The following is a 22756-nucleotide window of genomic DNA, read 5'->3' as shown; positions in this document are numbered from 1 at the left end:
AATGGCTGCTGTTGCTGCTACATCTTTCTCAATCAAGGATTTCTTCAAGAGCTTCATGCTCTGGGAGCTGGTCAAGGGCATGGCCCTCACGGGACGCTACACTTTTCGCCGCAAGGTGACGGTGGAGTTTCCCGAGGAAAAAACGCCCCAGTCACCGCGTTTTCGCGGCCTGCATGCGCTGCGCCGTTACGACAACGGCGAGGAACGTTGCATTGCGTGCAAGCTGTGCGAGGCCGTGTGCCCCGCGCTGGCGATCACCATCGAATCGGAAGTGCGGGATGACGGTTCGCGCCGCACCAGCCGCTACGACATCGACCTGACCAAGTGCATCTTCTGCGGCTTCTGCGAAGAAAGCTGCCCGGTCGATTCGATCGTGGAAACGCATATCTTTGAATACCACGGCGAAAAACGTGGCGACCTGTACTTCACCAAGGACATGTTGCTGGCCGTTGGTGACCGCTACGAAGCCGACATCGCTGCTGCTCGCGCAGCCGATGCCAAGTACCGCTGAAGCGGCGCCATCACCCAAGAAGATTTGATTCATGGACGCCAAAACTGCTTTTTTCTATCTGTTCGCGGTGGTGCTGCTGGTCGCAGCATTCCGCGTCGTCACGGCCCGCAATCCCGTGCATGCCGTGCTCAACCTGATCCTGGCCTTCTCCCAGGCCGCGGCCATCTGGCTGCTGCTCAAGGCGGAGTTCCTGGCCATCGCGCTGATCCTGGTCTACCTGGGCGCGGTGATGGTGCTGTTCCTGTTCGTGGTGATGATGCTGGACATCCGCATCGATGCACTGCGCCAGGGATTCTGGAAGCATTTCCCGCTGGCTGCCTTCATCGGCGCGCTGATCGTGTTCGAAATGGGCATGGTGCTCATGGGCGGCTTCAGCAGCGTTGACGAACCCAAGGCGATTGCGACCACCGTGCTCAACGCGGCCGGTCAGATCGAGCCCTACTCCAACACCAAGGAGCTGGGCCGCCTGCTGTACACCGAATACCTGTATCCGATTGAAATCGCAGCCACGATTCTGCTGGTGGCGATGATTGCCGCCATTGCCCTGACCCTGCGCAAGCGCAAGGACAGCAAGGCGATCAATCCTTCCGAGCAGGTGCGCGTGCGGGCTCAAGACCGCGTGCAACTGGTGAAGATGGCGGTCACCCGCCAGTCGCAGGTACAAGAGGGCGCAGGCGACGCAGCTGCGCAGGAGACAAAGGCATGACGCTCACACTCGGGCATTTCCTGACACTGGGGGCGATGCTGTTCGCCATCGCTGTCATCGGCATTTTTCTGAACCGCAGAAACCTCATCGTTCTGCTCATGGCCATCGAGCTGATGCTGCTGGCCGTGAACATGAACTTCGTGGCCTTCTCCCATTACCTGGGTGACATGCACGGCCAGGTGTTCGTGTTCTTCATCATGACCGTGGCGGCTGCGGAATCGGCGATTGGCCTGGCCATCTTGGTGTTGCTGTTCCGTAACAAGTCCAGCATCAACGCGGAAGACCTCAACACCCTCAAGGGTTGAGCGGCCGCAACTTGCAAGGTTCTCCAGAATGAGTCAAACCCTTTCCGCATCCACCCTGCTGGCCGTGCCCATGGCACCGCTGGTGGGCTCTGTGCTCGCCGGCCTGTTCGGCACGGCCTTCGGCGGCAACCGCATCGGCCGCGCAGCCAGCCATACGCTGACCATCCTCGGCGTGTTCATCGCTTTCGTCATCTCCGCGTTCACGCTCAAGAGCGTGGCCATGGACGGCGCCAGCTTCAATCAGACGCTCTACACCTGGATGCAGGTCGGCGGCCTGAAGATGGAAGTCGGCTTCATGGTCGACAGCATCACCGCCATGATGATGGTGGTCGTGACCTTCGTGTCGCTGATGGTGCACATCTACACCATGGGCTACATGAAGGACGACGACGGCTACAACCGTTTCTTCGCCTACATCTCGTTGTTCACCTTCTCCATGCTGATGCTGGTGATGAGCAACAACCTGCTGCAGCTGTTCTTCGGCTGGGAAGCCGTGGGCCTGGTGTCCTACTTGCTGATCGGCTTCTGGTACAACAAGCCGACCGCGGTCTTCGCCAACATGAAGGCCTTCCTGGTCAACCGTATCGGTGACTTCGGCTTCATCCTGGGCATCGGCCTGATCGGCGCCTACGCCGGCACGCTGAACTACACCGAGATCTTTGCCAAGTCGCAGGAACTCGGCGCCCTGAGCTTCCCCGGTACGGACTGGATGCTGATCACCGTGATCTGCATCTGCCTGTTCATCGGTGCGATGGGCAAGTCGGCGCAGTTCCCACTGCACGTCTGGCTGCCTGACTCCATGGAAGGCCCCACGCCTATTTCGGCACTGATCCACGCTGCGACCATGGTCACGGCCGGCATCTTCATGGTGTCGCGCATGTCGCCCCTGTTCGAGCTGTCGGACACGGCGCTGAACTTCATCCTGATCATCGGTGCCATCACGGCGCTGTTCATGGGCTTCCTGGGCATCATCCAGAACGACATCAAGCGTGTGGTGGCGTACTCGACGCTGTCGCAGCTGGGCTACATGACCGTGGCGCTGGGCGCTTCGGCCTACTCGGTGGCCGTGTTCCACCTGATGACCCACGCGTTCTTCAAGGCTTTGCTGTTCCTTGGCGCCGGCTCGGTCATCATGGGTCTGCACCACAACCAGGACATCCGCTGGATGGGCGGCGTGCGCAAGTACATGCCCATCACCTGGATCACTTCGCTGCTGGGTTCGCTGGCCTTGATCGGCACGCCCCTGTTCTCGGGTTTCTACTCCAAGGACATGATCATCGAAGCCGTGCACTTCAGCCGCCTGCCGGCCGCTGGTTTCGCGCACTTCGCCGTGCTCGCCGGTGTGTTCGTGACCGCCTTCTACTCGTTCCGCATGTACTTCCTGGTCTTCCACGGCAAGGAACGTTACGACCAGAACCCGGACGCGCACCACGACGACCACCACGTGCATGACGACCATGGCCACGGCCATGACGACAAGCCGCATGAGTCGCCCTGGGTTGTGACCGTGCCGCTGGTGCTGCTGGCCATTCCTTCGGTGCTGGTCGGTTTCTACACCATCGACCCCATGCTGTTCGGTGACTTCTTCAAGGGCGTGATCGCTGTTGACGCCACCAAGCACGGCGCGATGGCCGCTCTGGGCGAAGAGTTCCACGGCGCGCTGGCCATGGCCATTCACGGCCTGCAGACCGCACCGTTCTGGCTGGCTGTCTCCGGTGTGGCACTGTCCTACTACATGTACATGGTCAACCCGGCACTGCCGACGGCGATCAAGCGCATCTGCCAGCCGATCTACACCTTGCTGGAAAACAAGTACTACCTCGACTGGTTCAACGAGAACGTGCTGGCACGCGGTACGCGCTGCCTGGGCTCGTTGCTGTGGAAAGTCGGCGACCAGGCCATCATCGATGGCGCGGTGGTCAACGGTTCCTGGAAAGTCGTTGCCCGTATCGCTGCCTGGGCGCGTGCCCTGCAGACCGGCTATATCTACCACTACGCATTGGTCATGATCCTGGGCATCTTCCTGCTCATGACCTACTTCGTGTGGCTCAACAAGTAAGGAAGAACAAAAATGGGTTTGTTGAGTCTTGCCATCTGGACCCCGATCGTATTCGGTGTCCTGCTGCTGGCCCTGGGCCGCGACGAGCACGCACGTGCCGTTCGCTGGTTGGCGCTGGTGGGTGCCCTGGCCGGCCTGGCGGTAACGCTGCCGCTGTTCCAGGGGTTTGACAACAGCACTGCGGCTGCGCAGTTTGTTGAAAAGTCGATGTGGATTGAGCGTTTCAACGTCAACTACCACCTCGGCCTGGACGGTCTGTCGTTCTGGTTCGTGCCGCTGACGGCTTTCATCACGGTGATCGTGGTGATCGCTTCCTGGGAGTCGATCACCGAGCGCGTGAACCAGTACATGGCCGCGTTCCTGATCCTGTCGGGACTGATGATCGGCGTGTTCTGCGCGCTGGACGGCATGCTGTTCTACGTGTTCTTCGAAGCCACGCTGATCCCGATGTATCTGATCATCGGTATCTGGGGCGGCCCGAACAAGATCTACGCAGCGTTCAAGTTCTTCCTGTACACCTTGATGGGCTCGCTGCTCATGCTGATCGCGCTGATCTACCTGTACATCCAGTCGGGTGGCAGCTTCGATCTGCAAGCCTGGTATGCGCTGCCCCTGTCGGGCTCGGCCCAGACCCTGCTGTTCTTCGCCTTCTTCGCGGCTTTCGCCGTGAAGGTGCCCATGTTCCCGGTGCACACCTGGCTGCCCGACGTGCACGTCGAAGCGCCTACCGGCGGTTCGGCCGTGCTGGCGGCGATCATGCTCAAGCTCGGCGCCTACGGTTTCCTGCGCTTTTCCATGCCCATCGCTCCCGATGCAGCACGTGAATGGGCCTGGCTGATCATCGCGCTGTCGCTGATCGCCGTGATCTACGTGGCATTGGTGGCGCTGGTGCAAAAGGACATGAAGAAGCTGGTGGCTTATTCGTCCGTGGCGCACATGGGCTTCGTGACCCTGGGTTTCTTCATCTTCAACGACCTGGGCATGTCCGGCGGTCTGGTGCAGATGATTGCCCACGGCTTTGTCTCGGGCGCGATGTTCCTGTCCATCGGCGTGCTGTACGACCGCGTGCATTCGCGTGAAATCGCTGCCTACGGCGGCGTGGTGAACACCATGCCCAAGTTCGCCGCCTTTGCGCTGTTCTTCGCGATGGCCAATTGCGGTCTGCCCGCCACGGCCGGTTTCGTCGGCGAGTGGATGGTGATCCTGGCGGCCGTGAAGTTCAACTTCTGGGTCGGCCTGGGCACTGCCACGGCGCTGATCTTCGGCGCGAGCTACACCCTGTGGATGTACAAGCGGGTCTACCTGGGCCCGGTTGCCAACGACAATGTGCGCGGCCTGAGCGACATCAATGCCCGCGAGTTCCTCGTGCTGGCGGTGCTCGCAGCGGCAGTGCTCTACATGGGCGTGTACCCCAAGCCCTTCACGGATGTGATGGACGTTTCCGTGGCCCAGCTGCTGAAGCAGGTCGCCCTGTCCAAGCTTCCCTGACCAGACTGAACTGAGAGACTCGAGATGATTGACAACATCAGCTGGCTTGCGATCTACCCGGAGATATTGCTCCTGGTCATGGCATGCGTGATCGCCCTGGTCGACCTGGGCGTCAACAGCCCGCGCCGTACCGCAACCTATGTGCTCACCATGCTGACCCTGGCGGTGGTGGCCGTGCTGCAAGGCATGTATGCCTCGAGCGGCAACACCTTCTATGGCTGGGGCAACATGGTGGTCAGCGACTCCATGGGCAACTGGCTCAAGTGCTTCGCCACGGTGGCCTTGATGGTGACCCTGGTCTACGGCCGACCCTATGCCGCGGACCGCGACATGCTGCGCGGTGGTGAACTGTTCACGCTGTCCATGCTGGCTCTGCTGGGCATGTTCATCATGATTTCCGGCAACAACTTCCTGGTCCTGTACCTCGGTCTGGAACTGCTGACGCTGTCGAGCTATGCGCTGGTCGCACTGCGCCGCGACAACGAAGCGGCCGTGGAAGCTGCGATGAAGTACTTCGTGCTCGGCGCGATGGCCAGCGGCTTCCTGCTGTACGGCATGTCCATGCTCTACGGCGCGACCGGTTCGCTGGACATCGGCCAGGTCTTCAAGGCCATCAACTCGGGCGAAATCCGCCATCAGGTGCTGGTCTTCGGTCTGGTGTTCGTGGTCGCCGGCCTGGCGTTCAAGCTGGGTGTCGTTCCTTTCCACATGTGGATTCCCGACGTCTACCAGGGCGCTCCCACGGCCATCACGCTGTTGATCGGTGGCGCGCCCAAGCTGGCTGCGTTCGCGATCACGATCCGCCTGCTGGTCGACGGACTGCTGCCGCTGGCGATCGATTGGCAGCAGATGCTCGCGTTGCTGGCCATAGGCTCGTTGCTGATAGGTAACCTCGCGGCCATCGGCCAGAGCAACCTCAAGCGCATGCTGGCTTACTCGACCATCTCGCAAATGGGCTTTGTGCTGCTGGGCCTGCTGTCGGGTGTGGTCAACGGCCACGTCGATCCGGCCACGGTGGAAAACGCCTACAGCTCGGCGATGTTCTACGTGATCACCTACGTGCTGACCACGCTGGCCACCTTCGGTGTGGTGCTGCTGCTGGCGCGTGAAGGCTTCGAAAGCGAAGAGATCTCGGACCTGTCCGGCCTGAACCAGCGCAGCCCGCTGTACGCAGGCGTGATGGCGATCTGCATGTTCTCCATGGCCGGTATCCCTCCCTTGGTGGGCTTCTACGCCAAGCTGTCCGTGCTGCAGGCGCTGATCGCTTCGGGCGAGTCGGCCTACATTGCCCTGGCCGTGTTCGCGGTGGTGATGTCGCTGATCGGTGCTTTCTACTACCTGCGCGTGGTCAAGGTCATGTACTTTGATGCGCCAATCACGGCCACCAGCGTGTCCGCACCTCTGGATGTGCGCGTGGTGCTGACCGTCAACGGCGCCCTGGTGCTGGTTCTGGGCCTGCTGCCCGGCGGTCTGATGTCGCTGTGCGCTGACGCCATCGTGCGGGCACTGGCTTCCTGACGTCACCACCCCCTGAGCCGCTAACGCGGCTTCCCCCTCTCATCCTGCGGTGGAGGGGGACGGCAGCCTCGGTGCGGGGCGGCCCTTTCTCGCTGCCCCTTTGTTGGGGCATGCTTGTTTATAGACATGTGATTTGTTGAGAAGGTAATTTCGGTGACACAGACAGCATCTATCTGGCTGGTGATCTTGGCGGCCCTGGTGGCCGCCAATTTGCCTTTCATCAATCACCGTTGGTTCATCGTCGGACCGGTGGCTGCCGGGCGCAAGCCGCTGCCCATGCGCTTGCTGGAAATGCTGCTGCTGTATTTCCTGGTCGGTGGCCTGGCCTTGCTGCTCGAGCGCCGCGTTGGTCAGATTGCTCCCCAAGGCTGGGAGTTTTACGCGATCACCGCTACACTGTTTCTCACGCTGGGCTTTCCCGGCTTTGTCTACCGCTATCTGGTCCGCCGGCGCCATTGAGGTCCATGGGGCCGCTCCAGTGATTGACCATGAAGGTACTTGATCTTGGTTGCCAATTCGGACACGTGTTTGAAGGCTGGTTCGCTTCCGAGGAAGATTTCCAGTCCCAGAAAGCGCGCGCGCTGGTTCAGTGCCCACTGTGCGGCGATACCGTCATCGACAAGCGCCTGAGCGCGCCGCGCCTGAATCTCGGGGCCCAGGCCCCCGCCACCGGCCCCGTGGCCGAGCAGGCCGCCTTTGCGCCTGCGGGCGCACCGCTTGAAGCGGACGCACGCCAGGCCATGCAGGCCGCCTGGTTGCAAATGTCCCGCAAACTCATCGCCAATACCGAAGACGTGGGACCGCGCTTTGCCGATGAAGCCCGGCGCATGCACCACGGCGAAGTCGAGCCCCGCGGCATTCGCGGGCAGGCCAGCGCCAAGGAGGCCGTTGCCTTGCTCGAAGAGGGCATCAGCGTGCTGCCCCTGGCCCTGGCCGACGGGGCCAAGGAAACGCTGCAGTAAGACGCTGCAGCAGGCCGCGCAGCCTGTGCCGCCCATGAAAAGACAGACAGTGCTGGGCGTATAGGCCCATATGCCTGTAAAACTGTCGCCAAAAGACACAGACGACAACTTTTTTCCGTTCTGAAACGGTATTTCAGTGTGTGCGCGTACTCATCGCATACGCGCGTCTGGCTGCGCCTTGCGTCAGTTTTTTTCGCCAGATGGCCGCGGTCCTTAGGCGTTTGTACTGCCGTGTTTGTCCCAGTGTAGGGAGCGCGGCCGCCGCTTACGATCCAGTGCATATCCACAAGGGGTCCGGCAATCGGCCGGATTCGTGTGGTTTCGCAGCATCTACCGGAGCGGCCAGAGCGCACATGAGCGACGTCATTCTTGAGACCAGCCACCTGACCAAAGAGTTCAAGGGCTTTACCGCAGTCAGCGATGTGAGTTTGTCGGTCCGCCGCGGCGCCATCCATGCGCTGATCGGGCCCAATGGAGCGGGAAAAACCACCTGCTTCAACTTGCTGACGAAATTTCTTGAACCGACGTCGGGCAGCATCCGCTTCAACGGCGTCGACATCACCCGTGAGCAGCCGTCGCAGATCGCACGCCGCGGCGTGATCCGTTCGTTCCAGATTTCGGCCGTGTTCTCCCACCTGACCCTGCTGGAAAACGTGCGCGTGGGCCTGCAGCGCCAACTGGGCACGGCGTTTCACTTCTGGCGCAGCGAGAAAAGCCTGGACCAGCTCAATGACAGGGCGATGGCCTTGCTGGCCGAAGTCAACCTGGAGCACCTGGCCAACGAGCTCACGGTGAACCTGCCTTATGGCCGCAAGCGCGCGCTCGAGATCGCGACCACGCTGGCCATGGAGCCCGAATTGATGCTGCTCGACGAGCCCACCCAGGGCATGGGCCACGAAGACGTGGACCGCGTGACCCAGCTGATCAAGAAGGTCTCGGTCGGGCGCACCATCTTGATGGTCGAGCACAACATGAAAGTCGTCTCCAGCATTGCCGACTGCATCACGGTGCTGCAGCGCGGATCGGTGCTGGCCGAGGGCCCTTATGCCGAAGTCTCGAACAATCCGAAAGTGATGGAAGCTTATATGGGCACAACGGATGGCCAACTCCAGGGAGCCCACTGAGATGGCCGACAACAAGACGAACGCGGGACAGCCCGCGCTGGAACTCAAGGGCTTGCAGGCCTGGTATGGCGAATCGCATGTGCTGCATGGCGTGGACATGACGGTACAGCCGGGTGAAGTGGTGACGCTGCTGGGCCGCAATGGCGCGGGCCGCACGTCGACGCTGCGCGCCGTGATGGGCCTCACTGGAGCGCGCAAGGGCTCGGTCAAGGTCAACGGCGTGGAAACCATCGCCATGCCCACGCACCGCATCGCCCACCTGGGACTGGGCTATTGCCCTGAAGAGCGCGGCATTTTCTCCAGCCTGTCCTGTGAAGAGAATCTGCTGCTGCCGCCCCAGCTCAAGACTGGCGAAAAAGGCATGTCGGTCGAAGAGATTTACGAGATGTTTCCCAACCTCGCCGAGCGCCGTCACAGCCAGGGCACGCGGCTGTCGGGGGGCGAGCAGCAGATGCTGGCCGTGGCGCGCATTTTGCGCACCGGCGCGCGCCTGCTGCTGCTGGACGAAATTTCCGAAGGCCTGGCCCCGGTCATCGTCCAGGCGCTGGCCCGCATGATCGTCGCGCTGCGCCAGAAGGGCTACACGGTGGTCATGGTCGAGCAGAACTTCCATTTCGCCGCGCCCCTGGCCGACCGTTTCTACGTCATGGAGCACGGCCGCATCGTCGAGCGCTTTGGCGCGGCCGAACTGGGCGCCAAGATGCCCGTGCTCAATGAATTGCTGGGCGTCTAGTCCGGCGTGTGATCGGTGTCCGCCATGAGCGGCCCCTTGTTTTCCGTTCTAGCCCTTATCCATCCAGGAGAAAAATCCATGAAAACATCTTTGACGACACTGGCTTGCGTATTGGCTGCTGCGGGTCTGGTGACCCCTCTGGCCCAGGCCCAGGAAAAAGCGAAAATCGGCTTCATCACCGACATGTCCGGTCTGTACGCCGACGTGGACGGCAAGAACGGCGCCCTGGCCATGCAGATGGCCATCGATGACTTTGGCGGCAAGGTGCTGGGTCAGCCCATCGAGATCGTCACGGCCGACCACCAGAACAAGGCCGACATCGCCGCCAGCAAGGCACGCGAGTGGCTGGACACCCAGGGCGTGACGCTGATGTTCAGCGGCACCAACTCGGGCACGGCCCTGGCGGTGTCCCAGGTCGCGAACGAGAAGAAGCGCGTGCACTTCAACAATGGCGCGGGTTCGTCGGCGCTGACCAACGAGCAGTGCAACCCCTACACCGTCCACTATGCCTATGACACCGTGGCGCTGGCCAAGGGCACGGGCGGCGCCGTGGTCGACCGCGGCGGCAAGGACTGGTTCTTCCTCACGGCCGACTACGCTTTCGGCCAGGCGCTGGAAGCTGACACCAGCACGGTGATCAAGGCCAAGGGCGGCAAGGTGGTGGGCAGCGTCAAGCATCCGCTCAATGCCTCGGACTTCTCGTCCTTCCTGCTGCAGGCACAGTCTTCCAAGGCCCATATCCTGGGCCTGGCGAATGCCGGCGGCGACACCATCAACGCCATCAAGGCGGCGCGGGAATTCGGCATCAACAAGACCATGAAGACCGCGGGCCTGCTGGTCTTCCTGACCGACATCCACAGCCTGGGTCTGAAGAACACTGAAGGCCTGCTGCACACCATCAGCTGGTACTGGGACATGAACGACGCTTCGCGCGCGTTCGCCAACAAGTTCTTTGCCAAGACCAAGCGCATGCCCACCGATGTACAGGCCGCCAACTACTCGGCCGTGACCCAGTACCTCAAGGCCGTGCAGGCGACCAAGACCACCGATGCCGACAAGGTCATGGCCTACCTCAAGAGCACGCCGCTGTCGGACTTCTATGCCAAGGGCTCCATCCGTCCGGACGGCACCTACGCGCATGACATGTACCTGGTCGAAGCCAAGTCGCCTGCCGAATCCAAGAAGCCCTGGGATTACCTGAAAGTCCTGCAGACCCTGCCGGCCGCTCAGGTCTGGACCACCAAGGCCGAGACCAAGTGCGCCCTCTGGAAGTAAGCGGCACCTAGCCGTTCCGACGCATTCCCTTCATCCCACCCGCGTATCCCCATGGAAATTTTTGGTGTTTCATTGCCGGGCCTGATGAGCCAGCTCCTGTTGGGGCTGGTCAACGGTTCGTTCTATGCAATCTTGAGTTTGGGCCTGGCCGTCATTTTCGGCCTGCTCAACGTCATCAATTTTGCACATGGGGCCTTGTTCATGCTGGGGGCGGTCTGCACCTGGATGGCCATGAACTACTTCGGCATCAACTACTGGGTGATGCTGGTGGCGGCGCCGTTGGTGGTGGGCTTGCTGGGGGTGCTGATCGAAAGGTTGCTGCTGCGCTGGATCTACCAGCTCGACCATTTGTATGGTCTGCTGCTGACCCTGGGCCTGTCGCTGCTGATCGAAGGCGTGTTCCGCTCGGTCTACGGCGTGTCCGGCCTGGGCTATGACACGCCCGAGCTGCTCGAAGGCGCGACCGATCTGGGCTTCATGATGCTGCCCAACTACCGGGCCTGGGTGGTGCTGGCCTCGGTGACGGTGTGCCTGGCGACCTGGTACGTGATCGAGAAGACGCGTCTGGGTGCCTATCTGCGCGCCGGCACCGAGAACCCGCGCCTGGTTGAAGCCTTCGGCGTCAACGTGCCGGTGATGATCACACTGACCTATGCCTTTGGCGCGGCCCTGGCGGCGTTTGCCGGCGTGCTGGCGGCGCCCGTCTACCAGGTCACTCCGCTGATGGGGCAAAACCTGATCATCGTGGTGTTTGCCGTGGTGGTGATCGGCGGCATGGGCTCCATCATGGGCGCCATCCTCACCGGCCTGGGCCTGGGAGTGATCGAAGGCCTGACCAAGGTGTTCTATCCCGAAGCTTCTTCGACCGTGGTGTTCGTCATCATGGTCATCGTTCTCCTGATTCGCCCCGCCGGCTTGTTCGGCAAAGAAAAATAAGGGGCCCTGTACATGAACACCAAGCTCCTTGCCAAAATTGGTTACGGCCTGCTGCTGCTGGCCATGATCGTTGCTCCGTTTGTTGGAGCCTACCCCGTCTTTGTGATGAAGCTGATGTGCTTCGCACTGTTTGCCGCGGCCTTCAATCTGCTGCTGGGCTTTACCGGTCTGCTGTCGTTCGGCCATGCGGCCTTTCTGGGCACGGCCGCCTATATCACCGGCTACAGCATGAAGTTCTGGGGCCTGTCGCCCGAGCTGGGTATGCTGGCCGGCACGCTGGGCGGCGCCTTGCTGGGCCTGCTGTTCGGCTGGCTGGCCATCCGCCGGCAGGGCATTTATTTCGCGATGATCACGCTGGCGCTCGCCCAGATGGTGTTCTTCGTCTGCCTGCAAGTGCCCTATACCGGCGGCGAAGACGGCCTGCAGGGCGTGCCGCGCGGCAAGTTGTTCGGCCTGATCGATCTGGCCAACGACCTGACCATGTACTACGTGGTGCTGGCCGTCGTGGTGGCGGCATTCCTGCTGATCGTGCGCACCGTGCATTCACCGTTCGGCCAGGTGCTCAAGGCGATCAAGGAAAACGAGCCGCGCGCGATTTCGCTGGGCTATGACACCACGCGTTTCAAGCTGTTGGCCTTCGTGCTGTCGGCCGCGCTCACGGGCCTGGCCGGTTCGCTCAAGACCGTGGTGCTGGGCTTTGCGACGCTGTCGGATGCGCACTGGACCACTTCGGGCCATGTCGTGCTGATGACGCTGATGGGCGGCCTGGGCACGCTGTCGGGTCCCATCGTCGGCTCGGCGGTCGTGGTGCTGATCGAGAACAAGATCGGCGAACTCGGTACCTTCCTCGGCCGCATCACGGGCTTCGAATGGTTCAACACGCTGGGCGAGTCGGTGACCATCGTCACCGGGCTGATCTTCGTGGTCTGCGTGCTGGCTTTCCGCCGCGGCATCATGGGCGAGATCATTGCCTGGGTGGGTAAGCGACGCACCCCCTGAGCGGCTTCGCCGGATGGCCGGCCCCCCTACGCGGGCCGCCGCTTCCCCCTCTCATTCTTCGGTGGAGGGGGGCGCCCGGCCAGGGACGCCCGGTTAGGGGCGCCCGGCCAGGGGCGGCAGCCTCGCTGCGCGGCGGCCCTTCCTCGCTGCCCCCTTGCTGGGGAGCGCCGGTTTCAGGTGCTGCGGACAGAGCGAGCGCTGTCTTCTCCAGGCTCAGGCTCTCACAGCTTCAGCCTCTGCGCATACCCCGTCATTTCCAGATAGCCGCGTCCCCGCAGCGCGCCGCCATCGGCCTCGCGCAGATCGCATAAACCTTCCCAGTAGATCGTGCCCGTCGATGCGCGGCTGTCGAGTTCCTGGGCGTCGAGCAGGGCCTGAACGAGCCAGCTGCCCGCGGGCGTGGTGATGCGCCATTCGACGGGATAGCGCGCGCCGCTGGACGGGCTGGTCCACCAGCGCTGGGGCGTGAATGTCACTTCCTGGGCCGTGAAGATGCGCGCTGCCTGGCCGGGCGTGCGCCAGGAGCCGCCGGCCCAGAGGCTGCTGGCGTCGGGCCGGCGCAGGCGGAAGGCCGTGAGCGCGCTGCCGTCATCGAGATTCATGCCTATCCAGTCCCAGCCCTGGGCTTCGGGGTGCATCAAGGCATCGCTGACTTCATGGTCCAGCCAGGCGCGGTTGTGGGCGCTGCTGTCGATCGTGAGTTTCCGGCCGTCGAGCGTGATCGCTCCCGACACGGCCAATTGCGGCTGGCTGTAGTAGTAGCTCGCCTGTTCGGCTTCCGGCCCTTTGCGCGACAGGCCGGCCTGGCCTTGCAGCAGCACAGGCTGGGTGGTGGTCAGCTGCAGGTCCAGCACAAAGCCTTCGCCGGCGAGATGGGCCGCGTAGCGATTGCCCACGCCGGGCGCATCCGGGTGGCGGCGCAGGAACCAGTCGCCCAGCTGTACATCGGTGTCGCCTTCCCGCGCATGGGCCAGGCCCTGGCCGGCGCGCGCGCTGCGCTGGGTGTGCAACTGCCGGCGTTTTGCGACATCGGTCAGCGCCGCATGGGCGAAGATCAGCTGGCGCGCGGAAAATGCCGAGCGCAGGGTTTGCGTGGAAGGCACGCGCGAGCGAAAGAAGGTGAGCTGAAAGCCCAGCAGCCGGCCCTGGGCCAGCACCTGGCCGGTGATGTACCACCACTCGGTGCCCATGTCCGGGTGGCTGCCGAAGTCGGGGGGAAAGACCAGCGTGCGCGCCGGCAGAGCCCCTGCGATGGGCGGCAAGGCCAGCAGGCCGGCTGCGGCAGCGGCCTGCGCGAGCCAGCGGCGGCGCGAGGGAGATGGAAAAAGAATGGACATGGCGTTCGTCACTGTAGCCCAGGCCTTACCAGTCCTCTTTCACCGCCAGCACGGCATTGCGCCCGGCGGCCGCGCGCCCCGACAGCCAGGCCGCCAGCGTGCCCGCGGCCACCACGGCCGTGGCGAGCAGCGCCAGCCGCAGCCAGGGCAGGCGCAGTTCCATGGTCCAGTGAAAGCTTTGCGGGTTGACCACATGCACCAGGATCACCGCCACGGCCAGGCCCAGGGCGCTGCCGACCAGCGCTCCCAACCCGCTCCAGACCGCGCCTTCGCCGGCCACCACGCAGAGGATTTGCCGTCGCGTCAGGCCCAGGTGGCTCAGCAAGCCGAATTCCTTGCGCCGCGCCAGCACCTGGGCGCTGAAGCTGGCGGCGATGCCGAACAAACCGATGGCGATGGCCACGGCCTGCAGCCAGTAGGTCACGGCAAAGCTGCGGTCGAAAATACGCAGGGAGCGCTCGCGCAACTGGCTGCTGCTGACCCATTCCAGGGGCGTGTTGCCGGCCAGGGTCCGGATCCGTGCCTGCAGCGCGGCCGGGTCGGCGCCCGGCGCGGGCCACAGCGCAATCTCCGACGCGCGGCGGTCGCCCGTGAGGCGCTGGTAGTCGTTGCTGTCCATGGCCACGGCGCCGAACTGGCGTACATAGTCGCGCCAGATGCCGGCGATGTAGAAGCCCGTGGTCGCCGGGGCGAAGGCCTGCTCCAGTGCGGGCCAGCGCTGGCCGGCCTGCAGTCCGTAGAGCTGGGCGGCGGCTTCGCTGACGTGCACGGCGATCATGCCGGGCGGCACGGGCAGGGGGGCCGTCAGCCAGGCCAGTTGCTGGGCCTGGGCGCCTTGCAGCGGCCGCACCAGCAGGGCCAGATTGGGGCGGCTGCTGTCCAGCCACAGGCTGGCGTTGCGCTGGGCCTGGGCGCGCTCCACGCCAGGCAGGGCACGCACGGCGGCGACGAAGCCTGCGTCCAGCAGACCGGCATCGCTGGTGGCTGGGCCGCCTGGGGTGCGCACATAGACGGGCGCGGGCAGGGCCGTGTCCAGCCACTCCTGCATGGAGCCGCGAAAACTGCTGACCATGACGGTGAGGGCCACGGCCAGGCTCAGGCTGGCCACGACGCCGCCCACGGCCACGCTGGCGCTGGCGCGCATGCGCCGCGCGCGTTCAAAGGCCAGCAACCACAGCGGATTGCGCAGCGCAAACGGCGGCAGGCGATGCAGCAGGCGGCCCAGCAGCCAGGGCAGCGCCGCCATGCCGCCCAGCAGCAGCAGGCCCACCGACACATAGGCGGCGAGAGAGATGCCGGCGATGGGCGGCAGCCAGGCCAGGGCGAAGCTCGCGGCCAGCAAGGCGGCGGCGGTGCGCGCACGCGGCGCGGGCGCCTGGTGGCTGCCCAGGCCTTTGAGCGTGGCCGCCACGGGCAAGGACTGCGCCGCGCGCGCCGGCCACCAGCCGCCGGCCAGCGTGGCGGCCACGCCCAGGCCGCCAAAGGCCAGCGCCGCGCCGCCGCTCCATTGCAGCGCCGGCTGCACGCCGGCGAAATAGCCGCCACCCAGGTCGCCGCCCAGCAGGCGCAGTGCCAGGGCCGCCAGGCCCCAGCCCAGGGTGATGCCGCCCAGGCTGCCCACCAGCCCCAGCAGCGTCGATTCAGCCAGCACCAGGGCCAGGCGCTGGCGGGCCGTGAGCCCCAGCACGGCCAGCAAGGCGAATTGCGGGGCGCGCTGGGCCACGCTCAGCGACAGCACGGAGAACACCAGAAAGGCCCCGGTGAACAAGGCCACCAGGGCCAGCACCGTGAGATTGACGCGGTAGGCGCGCGACATTTGCGCCACCCGCTGCTGTGCATTGCCGGGCACGCTGGCCAGCACGCCCTGCGGCCAGCCGGGCTGGGCGCGCAGCTGAGTCAGCAATTGCTCGGCCGTGGCGCCGGGCGCGAGCAGCAGGTCCACGCGGCTGATCTCGCCCCAGCGCGCCAGCAGGTCTTGCGCGGCGCCTATGTCCATCACCGCCAGCGGCAGCCCGCCGGCCGCGACCGTGCCCGCCACGCGCACAGTCACCGGGGCGCGCGCGGCCGGGGCGTTGCTGGACGGCGGCAACTGCCAGCGCAGCTGTGCGCCGGCCGCCTGGGCTTCGCTCAGTCCCAGGGCCTGGAGCGCGGCGGCATTGAGAAATACCGTGGCCGGTGCAAACAGATCGAGTCTGTCCTGGCCGGGGAACAGGCGCGGCATCAGCGCCGGTGCGAGCGGAGCGATTTGCAAGGCATCGCCGCCGAGCAGGCGCAGCGCAACGGGCGCGTCGGCTCCGTGCCGTGCCTGCACCGTGGCTTCTATCCAGGGCGCGGCCTGGGCCACGAACCGGTGCTGGCCGGCGATCAGGCCGTAGGCCTGCTCGGGCAGCGCACCCTGCATGGCGCGCAGCTCCAGGTCCGGCTGGCCCTGCACATTGCGCACGGCGCGCGAGAACTCGTCGAGCGCCGATGCATTGATCACATGCACCGCAAACCCCAAGGCCACGCCCAGCACCACGGCCAGCAGGGCGCAGGCCGCGCGCCAGGGGTGGTGCAGCAATTCCTGCAGGGAAAAAGTGCGCAGCAGGGCAAACATGGATGAAGGAGATGAAGGGTGTGGGGCAGGCCGGACGGGCATTGTCAGTCAGCGACTGCATTTGTATCCAAGCCCTTGAAAAATGGGCGATGGAGACCACAATTTAACAGTAGGCCCTGCGGGCCAGCAGCCCGCAAGACCAGGCGGTTCACGCCGGCCTGACAGGCGTGGTGTTTCACTGATGAAGGAGGAATGTCATGAATGCACTGATTGGTCGCGGCGGTTTGTTCGACGAGCTCTTCAAGGAGGTGAACCCTGGCTTCTACATCCGCCCCCTGCATGGAGATCCGCTGCCTGCGCCATCCCAGATCAAGCTGGATGTGAAGGAAAACGAAACGGCTTACACCGTGCATGCGGAAGTGCCTGGCGTGGCCAAGGAAGATATCCAGGTGGCGATTGACGGCAACGTCGTCAGCCTGCGTGCCGAAGTGGTGCAAAAGGACGAGCAGACGCGCGACGACAAGCTATTGCGCAGCGAGCGTTTCTACGGTGCCGTGGAGCGCAGCTTCCAGCTGCCACAGGAGATCGATTCCGGCCAGGCCAAGGCCCGCTATGACAACGGCGTGCTGACCCTGACCTTGCCGAAAAAGCAGGGCAGCCAGACCCGGCGTCTGACCGTGGAGTGAAGGGGGTGAGGGTGGCGCTGCTCAGTTGTCCATGATGTAGTGCATCACCCGCAGCCCTTGCAACTGGCGTGCCCTAGCCCAGGGACACCGAGCAAGGGCCGCCCCGCAGCGATGGTGTCGTCCCTAGCCGGGCGCCCCCCTCCACCGAAGGATGAGAGGGGGAAGACGGGGCGCGCCTAGCGCGAAGCGGCTCAGGGGGTATGCATCCCATCCTCACGCAACTGCAGCACGCGGTCGGCACGACGGGCGGCGTCGCGCGAATGGGTGGCGAGCACCAGCGCGGCGCCGGCTTCGCGCGCCTGGGCCGTGAGCAGGTCCATGACCCGCGTGGCCGTGGCCGGATCGAGGTTGCCCGTGGGCTCGTCCGCCAGGAGCAGGCGCGGGCGGTGTACCAGCGCGCGGGCAATCGCCACGCGCTGCAACTGACCGCCGCTGAGCTGCTGGGGCAGGCGCGTACCCAGCCCGCCCAGGCCCACGGCGTCGAGCATGGACTCGACGCGCGCCAGCGCCGCGGCATCCAGGCGGCCGCCCAGCAGCATCAGCGGCAGGCCGACGTTCTGGGCCACATCCAGGTGCGGCAGCACATGAAAGGCCTGGAAGACAAAACCCAGGTGGGCGCGGCGCCAGACGGCGCGCTGGTCGTCGCTGAGCGCGCCCAGATCGGTGCCCGCGTGCACGATGCGGCCCGCATCCCAGCTGTCCAGTCCGGCCAGGCAATTGAGCAGCGTGGACTTGCCCACGCCCGACTCGCCGACGATGGCCACCAGTTCGCCCGGCGCCACACTGAACGAGACGTCCTGGAAGACGCTGGCGCTGGCGTAGTGCTTGGCCAGGCCCTCAACGGCGATGGCTGGCAGGCGGGGCGGCGGCGTCATGCGCGGTGACCGGGTTCAGTGGCCGGCGTCAGCCAGGTGCTGGAGCACGGCCTCGACCAGTTGGGTGATGGCGCCGGGCTGGTCACAGGCAATCACCTGGCGCTGCGGCATGCTGCGCAGCCAGGTGATCTGGCGCTTGGCCAGCTGGCGCGTGGCAGCAATGCCTTTTTCGCGCAGCAGGTGCATGTTCAGCGCGGTGCCGCGCCGGATCTGCCAATCCATTTCTTCCCAGACCTGGCGGTAGCCCACGCAGCGCATGGACGGCAGATCGGCGTGCAGGTCGCCGCGCGCGCGCAGGCCCGTGACTTCGGCTACCAGGCCGGCGTCCAGCATGGCGTCGAAGCGCTGGGCGATGCGCGCGTGCAGCCAGCTGCGTTCGCTGGGTTCGAGCGAGAACAGCGTGGCGATGGGCGCGGTGTCGGCGCCGGCCGCGCGGGCCTTGGCGGTGTGAAAGTGCGACAGGGGCTGGCCGGAAATCGTGAAGACTTCGAGCGCGCGCTGGATGCGCTGGCTGTCGCCGGGCGCCAGCCGGGCCGCCGTGACGGGGTCGACCTTGGCCAGTTCGGCATGCATGCCATGCCAGCCTATGACTGCGGCCTGCTCTTCGAGCTGGGCACGCACGGCCGCGTCGGCCGCGGGCATGTCGTCCATGCCGTCGAACAAGGCCTTGAAGTACAGCATGGTGCCGCCGACCAGCAGCGGCAGCGCACCGCGCGCGCGGATTTCGGCGATCAGGCGCTCGGCATCCTGGACGAACTCGGCGGCGCTATAGGCTTGCAGCGGGTCGCGGATATCAATCAGATGGTGGGGGACGGCGGCTTGTTCGGCAGGAGACGGCTTGGCCGTGCCGATGTCCATGCCGCGGTAGACCAGCGCCGAATCGACGCTGATGATTTCCACGGCCTGGCCGCGCGCGCCCAGTACGGCCGCAATGGCCATGGCACCGGCGGTCTTGCCCGAAGCAGTGGGGCCGGCAAGCGCGATGCAGGGCAAAAGAGAAGGGGCGGTCATGTCGCTCATAGTCACAAAAACAGGAGGCATGCCAGTGCAGAGCACGGGCTTAGGGCTGCGAGGGTAGCAGAACTATGCCCCCACGCTCGCCCACTGGCGTGTGGCTCGCTGCCCCCCGAGGGGGCGTCTGCGTGCTTGGGGGGGCCGCCCAGGCGCGGCCCGGCGCAGGCAGGCTATTCCCCCACGCTCGCCCACTGGCGGGGCTAGGGCGCTGGCGCCGGCCAGTCGAACAGCTCCCGCAGCGCCACGCGGTACTGGTCCAGGCCGACGGCGTTGGTGTTGTGGTGGCTGCCGCCTTCGACCAGCACCCAGCGCTTGGGTGCCGGCGCGGCTGCGTACAGCTGCTCACCCAACACTGGCGGAATCAGCCGGTCGTTGCTGCCATGCACCACCAGCAGCGGCGCGCCTATGCGCGCCACACGCGCCTGGGAATCGAAGGTCTGGGTGAGGAAGGGGCCCACGGGCAACCAGCCCCAGCGCAGGCTGCTGACCACATCGGCCATGCGGGTGAATGTGCCTTCGACCAGGGTGCCGCGCTCGTCATCGACTTCGCTGGCCAGCGCGATGGCAATCGCGCCGCCCAGCGAATGGCCGAACAGGTAGCGGTCTTTGTGCGGGTATTGCTGCGCCAGCCACTGCCAGGCGGCGCGCGCGTCTTCGATGGCCAGTGCTTCGGACGGCAGACCGGCGCTGCTTTGGCCAAAACCCCGGTAGTCGACGGCCAGCACCGAAAAGCCCAGCGACTGCATGCGTCGTATGCGCTGGGACGAGCCCGAAACGTTCCAGCGTGCGCCATGCAGGTACAGCAGCACGGGCGCTGCGCGGTCCTGGCTTGGCAGCCACAGTGCGTGCAGGCGAACGGCCTCACCGCTCAGGCGGGAATCGAAATCTATCCAGACGTCCCGCATGCCCGCCGTGTCGGCCCCCTGCCAGGTGCGCTGGCTGGGCTGGAAAATCCATTCGCGCTGCTTGGCGTCGAGCAGGGCGCAGCCACTGGTGGCCAGCAGGGTGCAGCAGAGGGCGGCAAGAACCAGACGAGCAGGGCGCATGGGATGGACGGAGTTGGAAGTGGAGCGGGCATTCAAGGATATGCTCTCGTCCATGGCCCGACCCAGGTCGGGGATTCGGTCTGCGTTGTGCGATTTTTTCGAGAGAGATTTATGCGCTTGGGTTTAGCTGCCAACCGTCTTCACCACCAGGCCGAGGACGCGGCCCTGTTTTCCTGGCTGCGCGCCTGCGAGTCGGGCATACGCGAGCTGCAATTGGGCCTGCATACCGTGGGCCGCACCTATGACGCCATCCATGCCGCGGGCATGCTCAAGGCCTATCCCGGCATACGTCGCTACCCTTACGGCCGTGAAGGCGGGCTGATGAAGCTGGTGGCCGAAGTGGTGGGGCTGGACGACGGCGAGCGCCACCTGGATGGCGCCATCTACCTGATAGATCCGGTCGATCCCTCGTCCATCTTCCCGGAAGCCCTGGCCTTGAAGCGCCAGTGCGTGATCCACGGCAAGCCCTTTTTGTCGACGGTGGCATCGGCGCGCGACTGGGTGGAAGTCGAGCGCCTGCACCAGGGGCTGGCGCCGGACCGCAATGCCCAGCGGTTTTACGACCTGGGCCAGCAGACGCTGGCGCTGATCGCCCACGATGCGCTCAAGCCGCAAATGCTGGCCTTTGCCGAGCGCAATTTCGACCTGCTGTCGCGCTTTGCGCGGCGCGTGGGCACGGGCACCACCGGCCAGAAACTCAACGAAATGGCCTGGAGCAAAGGCTGGCCCGCGGACCAGCCCTGGGTGGACCGTTACCAAAGCGGCCCCTTGGGCGGCGATGCACAGATCGCCGATCTGGTGCTGGAGCGGCGCTGCCAGCGCGTGATCTTCTTCGAGGATCCGCATGTGGCGCGCCAGCACGAAGCCGACATCCAGCTGCTGGAGCGCGCCGTGACCACGGTCACGCATGAGACGGTGTGCATGACGACGCCGCAGGTCGCGCAGCGCTGGTGCGACGCGGCGCTGTTGCGCGGCTGAGCGCATCGATCGGGCATGAAAAAAGGGACCTTTCGGTCCCTTTTTTGTTGGCGATCAAGCCTGGGGCTTACAGCACGCCCTGGGCGATCATCGCGTCGGCGATCTTGACGAAGCCGGCGACGTTGGCGCCGTCGATGTAGCTCACCGTGCCGTCGGCACGCTGGCCGTGCTTCAGACAGGCGGCATGGATGCCTTGCATGATTTGCAGCAGGCGGCCGTCGACTTCCTCGGCAGGCCAGGACAGGCGTGCCGAGTTCTGGCACATTTCCAGGCCCGAGGTTGCCACGCCACCGGCGTTGGAGGCCTTGCCCGGTGCGTACAGCACGCCGGCGGCTTCGAATGCCTTGGCGGCTTCGATGGTCGCAGGCATGTTGGCGCCTTCGGCCACGCAGCGCACGCCATTGGCCATCAGCGTCTTCGCGTCTTCGAGGTTGAGCTCGTTCTGCGTGGCGCAAGGCAGGGCCACGTCGACCTTGATGCCCCAAGGCGTCTGGCCGGCGAGGAATTCCACGCCCGGCACCAGGGCCGCGTAGTCGCTGACGCGGCCATAGCGGTGGTTCTTGACGTCCATCAGCAGCGCCAGCTTTTCGGCGTCAAAGCCGGCCTTGTCATAGACCGTGCCCGAGGAGTCGGACACCGTCACGACCTTGGCACCCAGGGCCATGGCTTTTTCCACGGCGTACTGGGCCACGTTGCCCGAGCCGGACACCGAGACCGTCAGGCCGTCGAACGACTGGCCGCGGGTCTTGAGCATTTCCTGCGCGAAGTAGACCGTGCCGTAGCCGGTGGCTTCGGGGCGGATCAGCGAGCCGCCGAAAGCCAGGCCCTTGCCGGTGAACACGCAGGCCGAGCTGTTGGTCAGTTTCTTGTACATGCCGGCCATGAAGCCGACTTCGCGGCCGCCCACGCCGATGTCGCCTGCTGGCACATCGGTGTCGGGACCGATGTGGCGGGCCAGTTCGCTCACGAAAGCCTGGCAGAAGCGCATCACTTCGGTGGGGCTCTTGCCCTTGGGATCGAAGTCCGAACCGCCCTTGGCGCCGCCCATGGGCAGGGTGGTCAGAGCGTTCTTGAAGGTCTGCTCAAACGCCAGGAACTTCAGCACCGACAGGTTCACCGAGGGGTGGAAACGCAGGCCGCCCTTGTAGGGGCCGATGGCCATGCTGTGCTGGATGCGGAAGCCGCGGTTGACCTGCACATGGCCTTTGTCGTCGATCCAGCTGACGCGGAACATGATGGTGCGCTCGGCTTCGACCAGGCGTTCGAGCAGGCTGTTTTCCGTGTACTTGGGGTGCTTTTCAATGAAGGGCCAGAGACTTTCCATCACTTCGGTGACGGCTTGCAGGTACTCGGGCTGGCCGGGATTGCGCTGCGCCACGTGTTCAAGGAAATGCTCGACGGTCTCGTACTTCATGGAAAGAACTTTCTGACTAAAAAACGGCTGCTTGAAAAATCTGAAACAACATTATGCCAAAAAGGTATGCCCTTATGCATCTTTTTGGGGAGGTCATGTGCATGACTGGTGCAGAAAAGGCGGTTTTGGTGCGTTGGAGTGCAGTGCAGGCACTGTTACGGGGCGCGGACCGCTCCCATGCGCCCATGCGGCAGCGGCCGGCATGGCCGGCTGGTGGAAGGGGTAGAGGGGGTGCTTGGTATCAGCTGCGCAGA

General features: G+C 64.7%; 21 protein-coding genes. 15 read left to right on the top strand and 6 right to left on the bottom strand.

Annotation, left to right across the window (positions count from 1 at the left end; all coding sequences use genetic code 11):
* Position 1 precedes the first annotated feature (1 nt).
* From nuoI to N0K08_RS01640, 13 genes are all read left to right on the top strand, one after another.
* Positions 2-511 (top strand): NADH-quinone oxidoreductase subunit NuoI, encoded by a 510-nt coding sequence (gene nuoI, locus N0K08_RS01700; RefSeq protein WP_261498259.1) that lies wholly within the window; start codon positions 2-4, stop codon positions 509-511.
* Between the two features lie 31 nt (positions 512-542).
* On the top strand, positions 543-1217 hold the full coding sequence (locus N0K08_RS01695; RefSeq protein ID WP_261498258.1) for an NADH-quinone oxidoreductase subunit J: 675 nt from the start codon (positions 543-545) through the stop codon (positions 1215-1217).
* Entirely contained in the window at positions 1214-1522 is a 309-nt protein-coding gene (gene nuoK / locus N0K08_RS01690) for an NADH-quinone oxidoreductase subunit NuoK (RefSeq protein ID WP_261498257.1), read from the top strand. Before N0K08_RS01695 ends, nuoK begins: the two co-directional genes overlap by 4 nt.
* A 28-nt stretch (positions 1523-1550) precedes the next feature.
* Positions 1551-3581 carry an NADH-quinone oxidoreductase subunit L gene (nuoL, locus tag N0K08_RS01685; protein ID WP_261498256.1) on the top strand — a complete coding sequence of 677 codons (2031 nt, stop codon included), beginning with the start codon at positions 1551-1553 and terminating at the stop codon, positions 3579-3581.
* A 12-nt stretch (positions 3582-3593) separates the two neighbouring features.
* A complete protein-coding gene (locus tag N0K08_RS01680; protein ID WP_261498255.1) occupies positions 3594-5069 on the top strand; it encodes an NADH-quinone oxidoreductase subunit M in 1476 nt (491 codons plus the stop codon).
* Positions 5070-5093: 24 nt separating this feature from the next.
* Complete coding sequence (gene nuoN, locus N0K08_RS01675) at positions 5094-6587, top strand: NADH-quinone oxidoreductase subunit NuoN (RefSeq protein WP_261498254.1); 1494 nt, start codon at positions 5094-5096, stop codon at positions 6585-6587.
* A gap of 153 nt (positions 6588-6740) precedes the next feature.
* On the top strand, positions 6741-7046 hold the full coding sequence (locus N0K08_RS01670) for a DUF2818 family protein (protein WP_261498253.1): 306 nt from the start codon (positions 6741-6743) through the stop codon (positions 7044-7046).
* Between the two features lie 29 nt (positions 7047-7075).
* The gene (locus tag N0K08_RS01665) at positions 7076-7549 is read left to right on the top strand and encodes a DUF1178 family protein (protein WP_261498252.1); all 474 of its coding nucleotides are present in this window, start codon (positions 7076-7078) and stop codon (positions 7547-7549) included.
* Between the two features lie 353 nt (positions 7550-7902).
* On the top strand, positions 7903-8673 hold the full coding sequence (locus N0K08_RS01660; RefSeq protein ID WP_261498251.1) for an ABC transporter ATP-binding protein: 771 nt from the start codon (positions 7903-7905) through the stop codon (positions 8671-8673).
* A gap of 1 nt (position 8674) precedes the next feature.
* A complete protein-coding gene (locus N0K08_RS01655; RefSeq protein ID WP_261498250.1) occupies positions 8675-9406 on the top strand; it encodes an ABC transporter ATP-binding protein in 732 nt (243 codons plus the stop codon).
* A gap of 78 nt (positions 9407-9484) precedes the next feature.
* On the top strand, positions 9485-10681 hold the full coding sequence (locus tag N0K08_RS01650) for an ABC transporter substrate-binding protein (protein WP_261498249.1): 1197 nt from the start codon (positions 9485-9487) through the stop codon (positions 10679-10681).
* Between the two features lie 51 nt (positions 10682-10732).
* Positions 10733-11617, top strand: coding sequence for a branched-chain amino acid ABC transporter permease (locus tag N0K08_RS01645; protein WP_261498248.1), 885 nt, complete (start codon positions 10733-10735; stop codon positions 11615-11617).
* Positions 11618-11629: 12 nt separating this feature from the next.
* Complete coding sequence (locus N0K08_RS01640) at positions 11630-12616, top strand: branched-chain amino acid ABC transporter permease (RefSeq protein ID WP_261498247.1); 987 nt, start codon at positions 11630-11632, stop codon at positions 12614-12616.
* A gap of 221 nt (positions 12617-12837) precedes the next feature.
* Here the strand turns inward: N0K08_RS01640 and N0K08_RS01635 are convergent, their stop codons facing one another.
* On the bottom strand, positions 12838-13953 hold the full coding sequence (locus tag N0K08_RS01635; RefSeq protein WP_261498246.1) for a lipocalin-like domain-containing protein: 1116 nt from the start codon (positions 13951-13953) through the stop codon (positions 12838-12840).
* 25 nt (positions 13954-13978) lie between these two features.
* The gene (locus N0K08_RS01630; RefSeq protein ID WP_261498245.1) at positions 13979-16549 is read right to left on the bottom strand and encodes an FtsX-like permease family protein; all 2571 of its coding nucleotides are present in this window, start codon (positions 16547-16549) and stop codon (positions 13979-13981) included.
* A gap of 197 nt (positions 16550-16746) precedes the next feature.
* Here N0K08_RS01630 and N0K08_RS01625 point away from each other — a divergent pair, with 197 nt between their 5' ends.
* Positions 16747-17175 carry an Hsp20/alpha crystallin family protein gene (locus tag N0K08_RS01625; RefSeq protein ID WP_261498244.1) on the top strand — a complete coding sequence of 143 codons (429 nt, stop codon included), beginning with the start codon at positions 16747-16749 and terminating at the stop codon, positions 17173-17175.
* Positions 17176-17366: 191 nt separating this feature from the next.
* Here N0K08_RS01625 and N0K08_RS01620 read toward each other — a convergent pair whose 3' ends face one another.
* From N0K08_RS01620 to N0K08_RS01610, 3 genes are all read right to left on the bottom strand, one after another.
* Positions 17367-18050 carry an ABC transporter ATP-binding protein gene (locus N0K08_RS01620; protein ID WP_261498243.1) on the bottom strand — a complete coding sequence of 228 codons (684 nt, stop codon included), beginning with the start codon at positions 18048-18050 and terminating at the stop codon, positions 17367-17369.
* A gap of 15 nt (positions 18051-18065) precedes the next feature.
* Positions 18066-19061 carry a tRNA (adenosine(37)-N6)-dimethylallyltransferase MiaA gene (miaA, locus tag N0K08_RS01615; RefSeq protein ID WP_261498242.1) on the bottom strand — a complete coding sequence of 332 codons (996 nt, stop codon included), beginning with the start codon at positions 19059-19061 and terminating at the stop codon, positions 18066-18068.
* Between the two features lie 203 nt (positions 19062-19264).
* Positions 19265-20110 carry an alpha/beta hydrolase gene (locus N0K08_RS01610; RefSeq protein ID WP_261498241.1) on the bottom strand — a complete coding sequence of 282 codons (846 nt, stop codon included), beginning with the start codon at positions 20108-20110 and terminating at the stop codon, positions 19265-19267.
* Between the two features lie 111 nt (positions 20111-20221).
* On the opposite strand from N0K08_RS01610, the gene N0K08_RS01605 reads away from it, so the two are divergent.
* On the top strand, positions 20222-21088 hold the full coding sequence (locus N0K08_RS01605) for a methylglyoxal synthase (protein ID WP_261498240.1): 867 nt from the start codon (positions 20222-20224) through the stop codon (positions 21086-21088).
* Positions 21089-21155: 67 nt separating this feature from the next.
* On the opposite strand, the gene gdhA is transcribed toward N0K08_RS01605, so the two are convergent.
* Positions 21156-22502 carry an NADP-specific glutamate dehydrogenase gene (gene gdhA, locus N0K08_RS01600; RefSeq protein WP_261498239.1) on the bottom strand — a complete coding sequence of 449 codons (1347 nt, stop codon included), beginning with the start codon at positions 22500-22502 and terminating at the stop codon, positions 21156-21158.
* Positions 22503-22756 lie beyond the last annotated feature (254 nt).

Source organism: Acidovorax bellezanensis (genome assembly GCF_025421555.1).
Lineage (GTDB): Bacteria > Pseudomonadota > Gammaproteobacteria > Burkholderiales > Burkholderiaceae_C > Comamonas > Comamonas bellezanensis.
This window is presented reverse-complemented; position numbering and strand designations above follow the sequence as displayed.